The organism is Tractidigestivibacter sp. (assembly GCF_057241865.1).
The window spans coordinates 1-14,801 of the sequence record NZ_DBHHPX010000046.1 but is presented as its reverse complement, the minus strand read 5'-3'; the positions used below and the strand labels follow the sequence as shown (position 1 = coordinate 14,801).

The following is a 14,801-nucleotide window of genomic DNA, read 5'->3' as shown; positions in this document are numbered from 1 at the left end:
CCGGAGCATGTTGTGAGAGGCTTATTACCTAGAAATCTTGATTCTTGTGCCTAGTTGGCAACTCAACGGTACAGGTACACCCGCCTCCCTCGTTGTCGGAGAAGCGCGCCGTCCCGCCATGCGCCACCGCAATGCGTCGCACGATCACGAGGCCTAGGCCGTGCTCGGGAAACTCGGCGCCCGGCCTCCTCTTGAGCGCCGCGAGCGTCCCCGCCCCCAGGCCGCGTCCGTCGTCGCTCACGACGAGCACAAGCCGCCGCCCGAGCGAGCTGCCCAGCAGCCCCTCACGCACACCCAGCGACACCATCACATGGCAGCCCTGAGGGTTGTGGCGGATGCTGTTGCCCACGAGGTTCACCACCATGCGCCGCAGCAGCGCCTCGCTCCCGCGCACGCAGACGCCCTCGGCGGCGGGCGCCACATCGAGTCCCAGCTCGCAGCTACCCAACCCCCCATCCAAGGAGCCCGCCACTACCGAGCGCAGCACTGCCGCCAGATGCACGTCCGTTGCGTCCACCGGCTCCATGGCAAAGCGCAGACGGTTTGCCATGTTGAGGTCGGCGAGCAGCGCAGCCATCTCCTGGGACTTCGTCACGATGCGTGCGGCCCGCTCCTTCTCGCCCGCACCGAGTCGGGGGCTCTCCATCAGGCTCGCGGCGTCCGCGACAACCGCCGCGAGCGGCGTCCGCACGTCATGGGACACGGCGGCAACCCACTCGTTGCGGGCGTCGTCACGCTGCTTCCAGGAGCTTCGGGAAAACATGCGCACAAGGGCGACAAGCACGATGAGGTCGGCACAGAAGACCGCCCCCAGGAGCAGGACGCTGCCCCCGAGCGCGTGAAAGCCCAGCGTCACGGCGTACTTCCAGGCAGAGCCCTTGGGAGAGCCCACCACCACGAGCCCCCCGTCGCCGTACCGCCAGCAAGATACGGGATAGTCCCCCAGGTACCAGCGCGTGAAGGACGCGACGTCGGCGAGGGTGTAGTGCGTGGGCACGTCGTCGGGCACGTCAAAGCCCCAGGCCACGCTGCCGTCCTCGCCTATGAGCAAGGCCCAGCCGCCATGGTCGCGCAGCGCCTGCCCCACGTCCGCCGAAAGCACGTACGTCCCATCCCGCTCGGCGAGCGACTCGGACACCTCCGAGGCCTCCGGTCCCGTGTCGCTGTCGCCCGTGAGGCCAGCCACAAGCACGACAACACCCACGATGATGACGTTGACCACCAGGATGACCACGGCACCCAGGACGCAGGACGCGACAACGCCCAGGCCGCCCCGCAGGCGCATGCGCGTCAGCTCCCTCATTGCGCCTCCTTGCGCAGGAGCCGGTAGCCCAACCCGCGCACCGTGACGATCCAGTACGGGTGGGAAGGGTCGCCCTCGACCTTCTCGCGCAGACGGCGAACGAGAATCGTGAGCGCGTTGGCATAGCCAAACTCGTCCCCATAGACGCTGTGGCAGAGCTCATCCGTCGTCACGATGGAGCCACGGCTCTCGTTCAGGCGCTTGACGAGCGCGTACTCCTTGGCCGTGAGGGTCGCCTCAACGGCGCCGCGGCGCCTCACCTCGCCAGTGGCCAGGTCCACCTCAACGTCTCCGAGCACGACGGCAGCCGGCGCATCGGGCAGACTGTAGCTGCGGCGCAGCACGGCTGCCAGGCGCAGCAGCAGCTCGGCGGGCAAAAAGGGCTTGGCCACGTAGTCATCGGCTCCTAGTCCCAGGCCCCGCAGGCGGCTCGCGTCCTCATCGCGCGCAGAGAGGAACAGCGCCGGCGCGTCGCTCGTCTCGCGCACCCGGCGCAGCAAGTCGAAGCCGTTGCCGTCGGGCAGCATCACGTCGAGCAGGAGCAGCTGGGGCTGCCAGGTCGCGACTGAGAGCAAAGCATCGGCCACGGTTCCCACGCCATGCACAGAGCGGTAGCCATCGCGCTCCAGCAGCTCGAGCAGCTGGCCGCGGAGGGTAGGATCGTCCTCCACCACCAGCACCCGCGCCTCATGTAGGTCCCTCATACCGCTCCCTTCCCTCGTCCACATTCTATCCCCGCACTGGAAGGACGGCCTGCCGGCACGTGCACCCCTCCCAAAACGAAAGGTTCGTGAAAGCTTGGGGACAGACGCACGAAAGGCACATTGCCTAGCCTTGGTCACGTTATCGCAAAGGCTAGATGAGAGGAGAGAGCATGGCTGCTCTGGCTATTGCCACAAGCGCGCTCGCCAAGGCGTATGGTGGGGTGCGCGTCGTGGATGACGTGGGGCTCCGGGTACCTGAGGGCGCGGTGTACGGCTTCCTCGGACCCAACGGAGCCGGGAAGTCCACCACCATGAAGATGGTCCTGGGCCTTGTGCGACCCACGGCCGGCGAGGTGGAAGTGCTGGGGGAGAGAGTAGGCCGAAAGAACCGACTCGCGGTCCTCGCGCACGTGGGTTCGCTCATCGAGAGCCCGAGCTGCTACAAGCACCTCACGGCCCGCGAGAACCTCGACATCGTTCGCAGGCTCAAGGGGCTTCCCCCCGCCTCGATCGACGAGGCGCTCAAGACGGTGGACCTAACCAACACAGGCAGGAAGCTCGCGGGGCAGTTCTCTCTGGGCATGAAGCAGCGCCTAGGGCTCGCGACCGCACTGCTCGGCAACCCCCGGCTCGTGTTGCTCGACGAGCCCACCAACGGCCTCGACCCCGAGGGCATCCACGAGATGCGCGAGCTCATACGTACGCTGCCCCAGACGCACGGCACCACCGTGCTGGTCTCGAGCCACCTGCTCTCGGAGGTCGAGCAGATGGCCGACCACGTGGGCATCATCAGCCAGGGCAAGATGGTGTGGCAGGGAGCGCTCGAGGACCTGCGGGCTCGCGCACGGCGCCAACTGGCATTCCGCACGACTGACAACCGCCGTGCGGCCACGCTGTTGAGGGCCACCGAGCAGAATGGATGGCTGGTTGCGCCGTTTGCCGATGACGCAACGGTGGCGCGCTCCTCCCTCGCACTCGCGCAGGAGGGCATCGGCGTCATGCGAATCGAGGAGCGCAGCGAGAGCATCGAGGACATCTTCCTCGCGCTCACCGAGGGAAGGGGGCTGTGATGGGCGCGCTCATGCTCGAGTTCGCCAAGCTCAGGCGCAAGAGCGTGTGGCTCATCTGCCTCGGCACCGCCGCACTCTGTCTCATGTGGATGGCGTCCGATGCCGCACGCGCCGCCCAGGGAGCAGCGGATGGGACGGCGTCCCTGCTCTACATGGCCCCTCTCGTGAACTCCATCGTCTTGACCCTGTTCGCCGCCGTCATCTCGTCGCGTGTGTGCGAGACCGACCACGAGGCGCAGGCCTTGAAGGAGCTCCTGTGCCTGCAGCGGCCAGCCGCGCTCTTTGCCGCGAAGCTCATCTGCAGCCTCGTGCTCATTGTGGCTACGGTCGTGCTGGAGACAGTGGGCCTCGCCGCGCTTGCGGCCTACAAGGGCTTCCCTGACCAGCTGGGAATCTTCGAACTCGCAGCCTTCGCCGCCTGTCAGGTTGGCCCCACCTTCACGGTAGCCGCAGTCGTGCAGGCCGTCGCCCTGCGCTGGGAGAACCAGTTCGCCTCGTTGGCAGTGGGCCTCGGCCTTTCGCTCGCGGGCCTGTTCAGCCTGTTCTTTCCTCCCGCCGTCCAGCGTCTGGTACCGAGCGGGTACTTTGGGTTGCTGTCGTGCGTGCGCATGGACTGGGACTCCGTTACGAGGACGACGTCCTTCTACACCGTCCCCTTCGCCTGGGGGGATGCGGCTCTTTTGGTCGCGATCTGCGCAAGCGTCATCACCCTTTCGGCGCTCTGGTTCTCGAGGAAGGAGCTCTAGCATGAGAACGCAAGTCCTGAGCGCGGAGGTTATCAAATTGCGCCGCGCGCCCATCTGGATCGCCTACGTAGTGCTGCCCCTCATCGCAGCCGTCATTGGCACCTTCAACTACCAGCAGAACCTGGGCCTGCTGACGCCGGGCTGGGAGAACCTCTGGACGCAGCACACCCTATTCGAGCTCTACTTCTTCCTGCCGGCGCTCGTCGGCGCGGGCTGTTCGTGGCTCATGGGCCTTGAGCACGCGGGCACCAACTGGAACCAGGTGCTCGCGAGCCCCATCGACCCGTGGCGCATCGTCGCCGCGAAGCTCGTCGTGGGCGCGGGCATGCTGGCCGTCGCGCTCGCCGCGACGGGAGCGCTGTTCGTGGTCTGCGGCAAGGCCGTAGGCCTTGCGGGCCTCCCGCCTGCCGACTACATCGTCTACCTGCTGCTCGCATGGGTCGGCGGCGTGTCCGTGGTGGCGGTGCAGCTGCTCGTATCGGCCCTTGTGTGCAACTTCGCCGCGCCGGTGGGCATCGCGCTCGCAGGCGGCATCGCGGGCCTCATGCTCACGGCCAAGGGCTGGGGCCTGTGGTGGCCCTGGGCGCTCATGCAGCTAGCCTCGAACGCCAACGGAGGGGGCGCGCTCGCCGCCTCGGAGCTTCCCGCCTTCTTCGCCATGACTTTCGTCTTCACCGTCGCGGCCCTGTGCGCCTATGCCCAAGTCATAGAACGTGCCGGGGCACCGTCGGCATGAGGGCCGCAAGCGTCAGACCGGATTCACCAAACGAGGAAAGGATCGAACAATGGCAAAGAGAATCGCTACGATCGTCCTGAGTGTTCTCATGCTGGGAGCCGTAGCCGGCGTCTTCTACCTTACGAATACCGACAACGCCTCCACGTGGTACGTCCAGGTGGACGATACGGTGGCGCAGGACAAGAGCGACGGCGACGAGGAGGTCTGGGAGTACACCCTCGACGCGTACAACGAGCGCGGCGAGCATCGCCGGCTCACCTTCACCGCCGGCAAGCGGCTCAGGGACGACGCGTACCTCAAGCTCGGATACATGCCCGTGCGCGGGGTGGTCTCGTGGGAGGAGGTCCAGCCCGAGCAGATGCCGAATGCCGCACGCGAGCAGCTGACCTAGACGGTCAACCGACAAGGAGGTCCCACCTAAGGCCTATCGGAAAAGACGGCCGCATCCCGGGCGTTCGACAGAGCCGTTGAAGCCTCCAGCAGAGGTCACGCCTTGCCTGCATGACGCTGTATATTTTGCGTCTGAATATCCGCATATTTATGACTGTATAACATTCCCACTGATTTGCTATGCCGTCTCTGTAAGACAGGCTTCTTGAGGCCATCATCCATAGGCAGCACCGCAGCCTTGAAAAGAAGTCTGGGATGCGTGGTGCAGCCTGGCTGTTGGGAACTAGCAGGGCGATGTCGACGGGCTTATCGTCAAACGAGGGCTACATCCCAAAGAAACTCGTCCTTGCTGTCCGCATACTGTCCGAGCATCACGCTGTCCGATTTCAGAAATCCCATGCATCACACCGCGCTGGGTCGGTTGTGGGAATCTGCTCGCGTTCAGGCGCTTCTCCCTCGCCGTCGCCCACGGCAAGAACCATCTTGGCTCCACCTGCCTCGATGCCGTCAGTCCTGCACACACCAGCCACCTTATGACTCAGCAAACGCATCGGGATGGAAAACGACCCCGCGGCTCTTGGGCCGTCGGGGTCGTTCCTTGGGGAACCACCTACTCGAGGCCTGCCCTCCACTGCCTGACGCCTGGCTCACGGTATAGCGCAGCCTTGCCAACGCTGCCGAACAGCTGCATCTTGTGCGTGATGACCTGCTTGCCGGCCTCGATGCACGCGGGGAACAGGTTGTTGGGATCCCAGCCGCTGTTGGGCTGCGCAAGAATCTCGCGGGCCTTCGTGAAGAACGCGCTCTTGTAGTCGGAGGAGATGTTGACCTTCTCGATGCCGATCTCCACGGCCTCGGCCACCTCGGAATCAGGGTTGCCCGAGCCTCCATGGAGGACCAGCGGAATGTCGACGACATCCTTGATGCTCTGGAGAACGTCCATGCGCAGCTTGGGGGTGACACCCTTGGGATACAGACCGTGGCAGGTGCCGATGGCAACAGCCAGGGTGTCAACGCCAGTCTTCTCGACGAACACCTTGGCATCGTCGGGATTGGTGTACTTGACCTCAGTCATACCACCCTCGATGGTCACACCAGTCGTGCCGATGGTACCAAGCTCGCCCTCAACGGACACATCGACCATGTGGCAATAGCGCACGACCTCAGCGGTCTTCTCGATGTTCTCCTCAAAGGGAAGTAGGGAGCCGTCCAGCATGACAGAGCTGAAGCCGTCATGCACGGCACGCATGATGGACTCGATGGAATCGCCATGGTCCATGTGCAGGACAAACGGAACAGGACTGTTGCCGATACGGTCGACCATGTACTTCACGAACTCGTCCTTGCAGTACTCGAGCTCGGTGGGGTGCACGGCGATGATCGCGGGAGAGTCGTTCTCCTCGGCGGCCTCGACGACCGTACGGAACAGGTTGGACTCGGAGACGTTATAGGCGCCCACCGCAAAGTGGTTGGCCTGAGCCACCTCGAGCATCTGGTTCATGTTAAGAAGCATTGCCATCTGGCCTTTCTCGAACGGAAGAACATTGCTGAACCGACGCAGCTACCAGAGCGCCTTGTCCTTGGAGCCAGCCAGCTCGATGTACCTCTCAAGGACCTTGGATCCCTCCAGGTAGGATTGGTGAAGCAACTCGGGATAGTCATACGTGGGATCCTGCTTGAGGGCGCTGTCAATGAAGGCGCGCTGGGCAATCATGTAGTCGGTCCCAACGTTGATCTTGTTAACGCCACATTCGACGGAGTGCCTGATGTTCTCGGAACCAGAACCGGAGCCACCATGGAGTACCAGGGGAATGCCCGTCTCCTGTTTGATCTTCTCGACGATGTCGAAGTGGAACGTGGGAACGTAGCCTTTCGGGTAGTCGCCATGCGTGGACCCAAACGAAACTGCAAGGGCATCCACACCCGTCTTCTTGATGAAGTCGATGGCCGCATCAGGGTCGGTGTACATGTTCGCGTCCGTGTAACCAGAACCCTCCCCAACCAGACCCATGTTGCCAATCTCGGCCTCAACGCTTGCGTCATACTGTTGTGCAAGCTCGACGACGGACTTGGTAATCCTCACGTTCTCATCGAAGTCGTAGGCGGAGGCGTCAACCATCACGCTAGAGAAGCCGTTGTGGAGGCAGCGCTTGAGGTGGGCAACGTCGCTGCCATGATCGAGGTTGATGGCAACGGGAACCGGCACCTTCTGGGCCATCCTGACGATGGGCCCCGTCAGGATGTCGCTATCGAAGTACCGCTTGATGTGCTCCTGCAGCAGGTCGATGATGATCGGTGCGTGCATCTTGCAAGCGGTATGGATAACTCCCGCAGCGGACTCGAGATTGAAGGCATTGATCGCCATGATGGCGTAGCCCCCCTCGTTCGCCTTCTGGAGCATGTCACGCATAGGCTCGTACATTTCAGACCTCTCAATAGTGAAGTGTGGTGCAGCAGAACTGGCTGGGGCGCGGGGTTGAGGCCCCGCGCCCCTGGGACTTAGCTGAAGCTCAGGCCGGAGAGGTCGACCTCCTCCTCTTCCTTCACAGCATTGAGGTCATCGACCTCATCGGGCTTCAGGGGCTTCTTCAGGAACACCAGGAGCAGCGCGGTGACGAGCGAGCCGGCGAGAAGGGCGACCAGGGCCCAGCCGGGGTTCTTCATCATTGGGACGACGAACATTCCACCAGAGGGGACCATGGACTCGACACCCATCGAGAAGGCAATGGCACCGCAGACCGCATCACCGAGAGCGGTGCTGATGACGGTACGGACAAGGTCGTTCATGGCGATGGGGATGACGCCCTCGGTAATCATGCAGACGCCCATGGGGAAGGCCACCTTGATGTTCTCGACCTCGGACAGCTTGAAGATGGGCTTCTTCACGACATATCTGGAGAGCAGCAAGGCAAGCGACACGCCGAAGGGGGGAACCATGGAGCCGAGAACCTTGACCGCCTCGGGACCATAGATGCCATCCGCCATCATGCCATCGCAGATAAGGTTAGGAACCTTGGAGATCGCCCCACCGTAATCGAGGTGCTGGATAAAGCCCAGGATGAAACCGGTAACGAACTTCTGACTGTAGTCGAGCCCCTTGATGAACGCGGTCAGGCCTGCGGTGATGGCAGCAATAGGCCCACCGAGGACGAAGACCATGATGAGCCCGGCGGCAATGGCGGTAAGCGTGGGGATAATCATCATGGGCATAAGGGCCTGTGCCCACTTGGGAACGGTAAGGTAGGTCTCAAGCCAAAGGGCGATGTATCCAGCAACGATGCCGCCAATCATGCCACCCAGGAAGCCGGCACCAAGGAACGAAGCAACCTGACCCATGAGGAAGCCAGGAGCGAGACCGGGACGATCGGCGATGGCATAGGCAATATAGCCTGCGATGAACGAAGGCAGCAGACCCATGCCAAAGACACCGATGGTGGTGAGAGCGGAGGGAACGGTGATTCCCTCGAGCGTGGTCACACTCTGACCACCCGTGAGGTTGCCGATTGCAATCAGCAGACCGGATGCGACGACAAGGGGGAGAAGGTAGCTAATTGCAGTAAGGATTGGTGCCTTGATACCGACCTTCTTCATCCTTTTCCTCGGCTTCTCTATCTCTTCAGCCATTGCACATTCCCCTTCCATATAGAGACGCTTTCCTACACGTACGACGTCCTTCCAACGCCTACTTGCCAAGCTCCTGGTGAATCTTCGCCACAATCTGCTTGGGTGCCTTGATCGCCAGATCCGTCGGGATCTTCATGATCTTCTTGTCCTTGAAGCGGTCAGTCCCCTCGATGTGCACATCGATGCACAGAAGCACGCAGTCGGCATCCTCTATCTGCTGCGGAGTCAACTCGTCCTCGACCCCGATGGTGCCCTGGGTCTCCATGTGAATCTCGTCACCTGCCGCCTTGGCGGCCTTAACGATGGCCTCCTTGGCCATGTAGGTATGGGCAATACCGCTACAGCACGCACACACTCCGACGATTCTCATGTATCTCTCCTCTCCTTGTCGTTTCACGTAACATCCGTTTGCGCAGTTATGTCCGCCCTTCCACCAATGTTTGTAATTGTGTTTCATATTACATATTTTTTTGGAATTACATTCCAACAGACTTCCTCCTTGTATCGATGGTCGGATTTTGGGGACGAACGGCATCCGTACGACTCGTGAACATAGAGGGGCAGCCAAAAGAAAAGACGGCCTGCCAAGATGAGGTATGGCAGGCTGCTTGACTGTCGTGAGAACCTAGCTGTCCTATCAGATGTCCTAGTAGAGTGTGGGCGTATTCTCCTTATCGCGTCCGAGACTCTTCCTCTCCATTCGGACGTGCTCTCTAACGTTCTTCCCGTGCGCAAGCAGGAACATGAACAGTGTCTCAACAATGAAATTCTCTGGGACATGCGTCGAGAACTGCGGCCCAGCAAGCATTGGATCGCGCATGACGGCGGTGAAGACCACATCGGAACGGAGCGCGAGCACAGAGGTCGGGTTCGACGTGATGAATATTATGGGAGTTCCAGAATCCTCCGCGTTGTCGACGATGGTCTCCAGGCGATGGGAATAGCCAGATGACGAGACCACAAAAAGCAGGTCGTTGCGTCTCAGCGACAGGGAGTCAAGAATCATGACCTCGGTATTGACCGGACAGTTTGCCCGAATTCCAATCTGGCCAAGGCGGAACGCGAAGTTAGAGCAGATGGGAATAGAGTTGCCAACAGCTGCGAACAGGATGTTGTCAGAGTTCATGATAAGGCCCAATGCCTTACTGACGTTGTCCGAGCTCATCTGCTCCGCAGTACCCTTGAGCTCCTGAGTCTTATTCTCAAGAATGTAGCTGATGGAGGCATCTATTTGATCGAGGGAGATCTCGGACACCTCACTCCCCTCCGGAACGTCAGCCCCTGCCTGGTCCGAGGCAATCGCCAGCCGAAGGTCTGAGAAGCTCTCGTAACCGATGTGCCGAACGAAGCGGGATACCGTTGCGCTTGACGCCTCACTTCGCAAGGCGATGTCTCGAACCGAGAGCTTCGCGACCTCGCCAACGTTTTGGATGATGAAGTCCGCAACCTTCCTCTCGGTGTCAGACAGCACTTCGTAAGCTGCGCATATGGTGTTAACGGCGCTTCCCTGTGGGCTCATAGGCTACTTCCGTCCATCGTGAAGGGGCGGAATGTGCCTCTTCTCATAGTTTGGATATAATGTAACATTGTTTCAGAAAGTATCTTGTCATTGGAACGTAGACGGACGGAAAAATTCCATGGCGCGATACGGCGTCTCGTAATCTGCAGACGGGACACTGTCGGCATCGTGCGCGATGCTGCGGTACAATCTGCGCAGATGCGTTCTGGTGTTGGGGAGTTGAGGCGTATGGACGTCCGTAAGGTGCGGTTCATCGAGCCGGGGGCACCGCCGTACCGACGCACACCGCTGAACCTGTTCGTGTACGATCGCTACATCCGCAACCCGTCCGTCGGTCTCATGACGCTCGCCACCATCGTGCACCGCCGCATTGCCGACACGCTCATGTACAGCGAGTCCATCTCGAAGGTGCGCTGGGATGACTGCCTTGACGCCGACGTCGTGTTCATCGGGGCGTTCACGTTCGCCGCACCGCGCGGCTACGAGATTGCCGACAAGATTCGCCAGCAATCCGATGCAGTGGTGGTGATTGGCGGGCTTCATGCCACCATGTGCCCGGAGGAGGCCGCCGCGCACGCCGACTACGTCCTTCTGGGCGAGGGGGACGAGACCATCCTGCAGTTCCTGGACGCGCTCCAGGCAGACAAGGAGCCCGCATTCGCCGGCGTGGCGCACCTTGACGCCGATGGGACATTCCATAGCACGGGCATGCCTGCCCCGCCGCATGACATCGACACGATACCCGATCGCTACCTGGTGTGGCGCTACCACAGGATGGCCGGCCACAATACGCTGTGGGGGCAGGTGCACGCCTCGCGCGGATGCCCGCACAACTGCGACTATTGCTCGCTCGTGCGTCTGTACGGGCACCATGTGCGCACGCGCAGTCCGCAGAGCGTGGTGGAGGACATCAGGCGTTGTATCACCTTTCACGACGAGGGGCGCCACCGCATCGCCACGGTACTCTGGCTCACCGACGACAACTTCTTCGCCGACCGCCCATGGGCGCTGGCGGTGCTGGACGCCATCATCGAGAGCGACGTCGACTACCGCTTCACCATCCAAGCGCGCTACGAGGTGGGCTTCGATGACGAGATGCTGGAACGCCTGGTGCGGGCGGGCTTCGTGGAGCTGGCGCTGGGCATCGAGTTCATCGACGACGACGCGTTCCGGGAGTTCCACAAGCGCAGCTCGAAAAGCGATATAGAGCGCGCAATCTCCAACATCCGGGCGCACGGGCTGCGCGTGCGCGGGCTGTTCATATTCGGAGCGCAGAGCAACCGACCCGGCGTGGGAAAGGCAGTCGCGCGCTTCGCCATGGACAACGGCATCCAGGGCATATTGCTGCAATCCATGTACTTCATCCCAGGAACGCCCGCCTTCGAGCAGTACAAGGACGAGCTTTTGCACACGGACTGGGAGAAGTGCGTGGGCAACGTGGTGCACCGGCCGCGCAACATATCGGCGCGCCAGCTGCAGCGCGAGATCATCGAGTGCAGCAAGACGTACTACTCGTGGCGGCGTCTGCTCTCCGCGCTCGTGCACGAGCGCGGCATCGACCGTGTGCTGTTTCTCGGCGAGTTCTTCTGGCAGATGAGCGAGCGGGCTCGCATGCGCCGCGAGCTGCCCGCCCTACCGGACGACTAGCCCGCACATCTGGTCGCCGAACCGACGCGGAGCAGTCCTATCGTCCCAATGGATCATGATGCAGTGAGGGAACGTGGCCTATAGTTCCACCATGGAAAACCCAAAACCGCCTTGAGCGCTTCACAAGGAGACGCCTATGGGAGCAGCGGAGACGCTTGCGAGCTTCTTCCAAGCCGAGAACGACAGGGACTGGGAAACCTACCGGACCTTCCTGCATGCAGATGTGGTCTGGCACCTGCATGCCGAGCACGAGCGGGTGATCCAAGGCATCGAGGAGTACCTGCGGGTCATGCAGGATGCCTACCGCGATTCCAACACGCGGTTCCGCGTGGAGGAGATGCACGAATCGGCTCGTGGGGAGCGAATCGCAGTCCTGCTGATCGATGACGACGGCGCGAGATCATTCGAGGTGTTCGACTTCGAGGATGGCAGGATCAGGGGCGAGCACGAGTTCCTTCTAGGGTGACGGGGATCGAATCCGCTGCCTCGCGCCGTCGCCCATATCCCATGCGATTCGTACGGAACGGCTCGGGACGGCGGGAGCCGATGCGCGTACAGTCCTAATCGAGGAGGTGGGAGATGGGCGTCATGGAGGACTTCAACCGGACGGTGGGCTACATCGACGCGACCTTGGGCAAGAGTGCGGATGATAGGGAGATACGCCGCCTATCGGGATACTCCCGCGCGATGTTCAGCAGGGTCTTCTCCATCTTCACGGGGATAACGCTGTCGGAGTACATTCGCGGACGCAGGCTGACGGAAGCCGCGTTCGACCTGCGCTCATCCGAGGAGCGGATCATCGACGTGGCGCTACGCCATGGCTTCGGCTCGCCGGACTCGTCGCTGCGGCATTCAAGGAGTTCCATGGCCACACCCCTCCGAGGTCAGGGACGGGAGGCCCTTTCGGGTTATGTCCAAACTGCGGCTGGCGCTCAGCGTCAGGGGAGGAGAAGAGATGAAGGTCAGCATCCAGAGAAAGCCCGCCTTCACGGTGGCGGGTCTCATGCGGGAGGCCATCGAGAGCTCGGAGTGCCCGGAGACAAATCAACTACCTGGTGTGCACCGGACTTCGAGGCGTATGGCCCCGGAGACATGCATGCAGACGGCTACGAGATGGAGCTGTGGGCGCCCATCGAGAGAACATAGGGGCTGGAGCATGAGGCGAGCCACGCCTCTGACGCGACCTGTCGCCACGGCCTCGCGATCGCTCCGCGTCAAACCTTCCCCTCCCCCAGCCTATTCATATAAATTGGGGGACGGCCTACACAGCAAGCAGCGCTCTCCTGCCAGAGCGCTATAAATCCGAAGGGCTGGAGCGTGGTCACAATCGACGGGTCCGTGGGGCCCGCCTCAGGCGATGCTTACGGCATCACGGGGTGGCCGTCGTACCAGGTGATCTGCGGGTGCTTGACGTAGCCCGGGTCCCCGGCGTCCCCCGTGCCGTCCCAGGTCTCGGAGCCGTCCCTGTAGACCACGTCCGGCCACATCAGCTCGAGGATGCGGTCGACGGACGGGGGCTCGGGGTCGCGGCCCCGGACCTCGTTCTGCGTCGAGTCGAGGATGTAGAGTTGCGCGGAGTACGGGTCGTAGCCCTCCAGCCCCGCGTACACGTACATGCGCTGGCCGAGCCCCCATATCCCCTCGAGGCACTCGTGGATCGTACCCGCCCACTCGCCCTCCGTGCCGTCCGCGGGCATCATGAGCGTCACGTCCACGCGCGGGTGGGTGAAGCCGTTGTTCACGTAGGCGTCCAGCTCGTCGGGCCGCCAGTCGCGGTCGCCCACGTAGGGCTCCGCCATCTGCACGCTGTAGCCCGCGAGGCCGGAGAGCCCCCGCACGACCTCCAGGAACGGCCCCTCCATCTGGCCCTTGAAGCGATACTGGGTGTAGTCGTCCCAGAGGTTGTACCGGAGCGTCCCCGTATCCAGGTTGACGGGAACCTCGCAGCCGAAGACCTTTGACGGGTCGGAGTCGGGCCTGGCGCAGAGCTCGTAGATGAGCTCGTCCGTGTAGTCGGGCACGTAGGACGTCACCTCCGTGCCCTCCGCCTGGGAGAACGCCTCGCCGTAGCGCTCCCCCAGCGCCGGGAGCGCGTAGGCGAGCGCGTCCTGGCCGTCCGATATCGTGATGTCGGGCACCTCTTCCTCCCTCCCTCTCAGCGGGCCGCAGCCCGCGAGGAGGGAGGCGGCGAGTCCGAGGGAGGCGAGGGCGAGCCCCCTCCTGCTGAGCACCACGGTCATCGCGGCATCACGGGGTGGCCGTCGTACCAGGTGATCTGCGGGTGCTTGACGTAGCCCGGGTCCCCGGCGTCCCCCGTGCCGTCCCAGGTCTCGGAGCCGTCCCTGTAGACCACGTCCGGCCACATCAGCTCGAGGATGCGGTCGACGGACGGGGGCTCGGGGTCGCGGCCCCGGACCTCGTTCTGCGTCGAGTCGAGGATGTAGAGTTGCGCGGAGTACGGGTCGTAGCCCTCCAGCCCCGCGTACACGTACATGCGCTGGCCGAGCCCCCATATCCCCTCGAGGCACTCGTGGATCGTACCCGCCCACTCGCCCTCCGTGCCGTCCGCGGGCATCATGAGCGTCACGTCCACGCGCGGGTGGGTGAAGCCGTTGTTCACGTAGGCGTCCAGCTCGTCGGGCCGCCAGTCGCGGTCGCCCACGTAGGGCTCCGCCATCTGCACGCTGTAGCCCGCGAGGCCGGAGAGCCCCCGCACGACCTCCAGGAACGGCCCCTCCATCTGGCCCTTGAAGCGATACTGGGTGTAGTCGTCCCAGAGGTTGTACCGGAGCGTCCCCGTATCCAGGTTGACGGGAACCTCGCAGCCGAAGACCTTTGACGGGTCGGAGTCGGGCCTGGCGCAGAGCTCGTAGATGAGCTCGTCCGTGTAGTCGGGCACGTAGGACGTCACCTCCGTGCCCTCCGCCTGGGAGAACGCCTCGCCGTAGCGCTCCCCCAGCGCCGGGAGCGCGTAGGCGAGCGCGTCCTGGCCGTCCGATATCGTGATGTCGGGCACCTCTTCCTCCCTCCCTCTCAGCAGGCCGCAGCCCGCGAGGCCGAGG

16 protein-coding genes are annotated in these 14,801 nt (G+C 62.7%); 7 read left to right on the top strand and 9 right to left on the bottom strand.

Going from position 1 to position 14,801, the window contains the following annotated elements; all coding sequences use genetic code 11:
• Nucleotides 1-28 precede the first annotated feature (28 nt).
• Nucleotides 29-1,303 (bottom strand): sensor histidine kinase, encoded by a 1,275-nt coding sequence (locus ACO59D_RS11600; protein ID WP_485127118.1) that lies wholly within the window; start codon nt 1,301-1,303, stop codon nt 29-31.
• Nucleotides 1,300-2,007, bottom strand: coding sequence for a response regulator transcription factor (locus ACO59D_RS11595; protein ID WP_485127117.1), 708 nt, complete (start codon nt 2,005-2,007; stop codon nt 1,300-1,302). Before ACO59D_RS11595 ends, ACO59D_RS11600 begins: the two co-directional genes overlap by 4 nt.
• 170 nt (nt 2,008-2,177) lie before the next feature.
• Between ACO59D_RS11595 and ACO59D_RS11590 the strand changes: the two genes are divergently transcribed.
• Genes ACO59D_RS11590 through ACO59D_RS11575 form a run of 4 tightly spaced genes read left to right on the top strand, consistent with a single transcriptional unit; the run spans nt 2,178 to nt 4,950 of the window.
• On the top strand, nt 2,178-3,077 hold the full coding sequence (locus tag ACO59D_RS11590; protein ID WP_485127116.1) for an ABC transporter ATP-binding protein: 900 nt from the start codon (nt 2,178-2,180) through the stop codon (nt 3,075-3,077).
• On the top strand, nt 3,077-3,823 hold the full coding sequence (locus ACO59D_RS11585; protein ID WP_485127115.1) for an ABC transporter permease: 747 nt from the start codon (nt 3,077-3,079) through the stop codon (nt 3,821-3,823). Before ACO59D_RS11590 ends, ACO59D_RS11585 begins: the two co-directional genes overlap by 1 nt.
• 1 nt (nt 3,824) lies before the next feature.
• On the top strand, nt 3,825-4,559 hold the full coding sequence (locus ACO59D_RS11580) for an ABC transporter permease (RefSeq protein WP_485127114.1): 735 nt from the start codon (nt 3,825-3,827) through the stop codon (nt 4,557-4,559).
• Nucleotides 4,560-4,608: 49 nt separating this feature from the next.
• Nucleotides 4,609-4,950 (top strand): YxeA family protein, encoded by a 342-nt coding sequence (locus ACO59D_RS11575; RefSeq protein WP_485127113.1) that lies wholly within the window; start codon nt 4,609-4,611, stop codon nt 4,948-4,950.
• Nucleotides 4,951-5,559: 609 nt separating this feature from the next.
• Here ACO59D_RS11575 and ACO59D_RS11570 read toward each other — a convergent pair.
• From ACO59D_RS11570 to ACO59D_RS11550, 5 genes are all read right to left on the bottom strand, one after another.
• Nucleotides 5,560-6,468 carry a ketose-bisphosphate aldolase gene (locus ACO59D_RS11570; RefSeq protein WP_485127112.1) on the bottom strand — a complete coding sequence of 303 codons (909 nt, stop codon included), beginning with the start codon at nt 6,466-6,468 and terminating at the stop codon, nt 5,560-5,562.
• A 42-nt stretch (nt 6,469-6,510) separates the two neighbouring features.
• Complete coding sequence (locus tag ACO59D_RS11565) at nt 6,511-7,371, bottom strand: class II fructose-bisphosphate aldolase (protein WP_485127111.1); 861 nt, start codon at nt 7,369-7,371, stop codon at nt 6,511-6,513.
• 77 nt (nt 7,372-7,448) lie between these two features.
• Nucleotides 7,449-8,573: a PTS fructose transporter subunit IIC gene (locus tag ACO59D_RS11560; RefSeq protein WP_485127110.1), complete on the bottom strand. Its 1,125-nt coding sequence runs from the start codon at nt 8,571-8,573 to the stop codon at nt 7,449-7,451.
• A 58-nt stretch (nt 8,574-8,631) separates the two neighbouring features.
• Nucleotides 8,632-8,943: a PTS fructose transporter subunit IIB gene (locus tag ACO59D_RS11555; RefSeq protein ID WP_485127109.1), complete on the bottom strand. Its 312-nt coding sequence runs from the start codon at nt 8,941-8,943 to the stop codon at nt 8,632-8,634.
• Between the two features lie 276 nt (nt 8,944-9,219).
• Nucleotides 9,220-10,092, bottom strand: a complete 873-nt coding sequence (locus tag ACO59D_RS11550) for a MurR/RpiR family transcriptional regulator (protein WP_130811223.1) — start codon at nt 10,090-10,092, stop codon at nt 9,220-9,222.
• A gap of 228 nt (nt 10,093-10,320) precedes the next feature.
• Here ACO59D_RS11550 and ACO59D_RS11545 point away from each other — a divergent pair, with 228 nt between their 5' ends.
• From ACO59D_RS11545 to ACO59D_RS11535, 3 genes are all read left to right on the top strand, one after another.
• On the top strand, nt 10,321-11,739 hold the full coding sequence (locus tag ACO59D_RS11545; protein WP_485127108.1) for a B12-binding domain-containing radical SAM protein: 1,419 nt from the start codon (nt 10,321-10,323) through the stop codon (nt 11,737-11,739).
• A 136-nt stretch (nt 11,740-11,875) separates the two neighbouring features.
• Entirely contained in the window at nt 11,876-12,205 is a 330-nt protein-coding gene (locus ACO59D_RS11540; RefSeq protein WP_130811224.1) for a nuclear transport factor 2 family protein, read from the top strand.
• 113 nt (nt 12,206-12,318) lie between these two features.
• The gene (locus ACO59D_RS11535; RefSeq protein WP_485127107.1) at nt 12,319-12,885 is read left to right on the top strand and encodes a helix-turn-helix domain-containing protein; all 567 of its coding nucleotides are present in this window, start codon (nt 12,319-12,321) and stop codon (nt 12,883-12,885) included.
• A gap of 215 nt (nt 12,886-13,100) precedes the next feature.
• On the opposite strand, the gene ACO59D_RS11530 is transcribed toward ACO59D_RS11535, so the two are convergent.
• The gene (locus ACO59D_RS11530; protein WP_485127106.1) at nt 13,101-13,877 is read right to left on the bottom strand and encodes a hypothetical protein; all 777 of its coding nucleotides are present in this window, start codon (nt 13,875-13,877) and stop codon (nt 13,101-13,103) included.
• Nucleotides 13,878-13,975: 98 nt separating this feature from the next.
• A partial coding sequence (locus ACO59D_RS11525; protein WP_485127105.1) for a hypothetical protein occupies nt 13,976-14,801 on the bottom strand: 826 nt, incomplete at its 5' end.

Bases quoted from the DNA above. Each gene is read 5' to 3' on its own strand.
- ACO59D_RS11575 (WP_485127113.1), top strand. From the start codon at position 4,609: ATGGCAAAGAGAATCGCTACGATCGTCCTGAGTGTTCTCATGCTGGGA.
- ACO59D_RS11540 (WP_130811224.1), top strand. From the start codon at position 11,876: ATGGGAGCAGCGGAGACGCTTGCGAGCTTCTTCCAAGCCGAGAACGAC.
- ACO59D_RS11580 (WP_485127114.1), top strand. From the start codon at position 3,825: ATGAGAACGCAAGTCCTGAGCGCGGAGGTTATCAAATTGCGCCGCGCG.
- ACO59D_RS11595 (WP_485127117.1), bottom strand. From the start codon at position 2,007: ATGAGGGACCTACATGAGGCGCGGGTGCTGGTGGTGGAGGACGATCCT.
- ACO59D_RS11550 (WP_130811223.1), bottom strand. From the start codon at position 10,092: ATGAGCCCACAGGGAAGCGCCGTTAACACCATATGCGCAGCTTACGAA.
- ACO59D_RS11585 (WP_485127115.1), top strand. From the start codon at position 3,077: ATGGGCGCGCTCATGCTCGAGTTCGCCAAGCTCAGGCGCAAGAGCGTG.
- ACO59D_RS11600 (WP_485127118.1), bottom strand. From the start codon at position 1,303: ATGAGGGAGCTGACGCGCATGCGCCTGCGGGGCGGCCTGGGCGTTGTC.
- ACO59D_RS11560 (WP_485127110.1), bottom strand. From the start codon at position 8,573: ATGGCTGAAGAGATAGAGAAGCCGAGGAAAAGGATGAAGAAGGTCGGT.
- ACO59D_RS11590 (WP_485127116.1), top strand. From the start codon at position 2,178: ATGGCTGCTCTGGCTATTGCCACAAGCGCGCTCGCCAAGGCGTATGGT.
- ACO59D_RS11570 (WP_485127112.1), bottom strand. From the start codon at position 6,468: ATGGCAATGCTTCTTAACATGAACCAGATGCTCGAGGTGGCTCAGGCC.
- ACO59D_RS11565 (WP_485127111.1), bottom strand. From the start codon at position 7,371: ATGTACGAGCCTATGCGTGACATGCTCCAGAAGGCGAACGAGGGGGGC.
- ACO59D_RS11535 (WP_485127107.1), top strand. From the start codon at position 12,319: ATGGGCGTCATGGAGGACTTCAACCGGACGGTGGGCTACATCGACGCG.
- ACO59D_RS11545 (WP_485127108.1), top strand. From the start codon at position 10,321: ATGGACGTCCGTAAGGTGCGGTTCATCGAGCCGGGGGCACCGCCGTAC.
- ACO59D_RS11555 (WP_485127109.1), bottom strand. From the start codon at position 8,943: ATGAGAATCGTCGGAGTGTGTGCGTGCTGTAGCGGTATTGCCCATACC.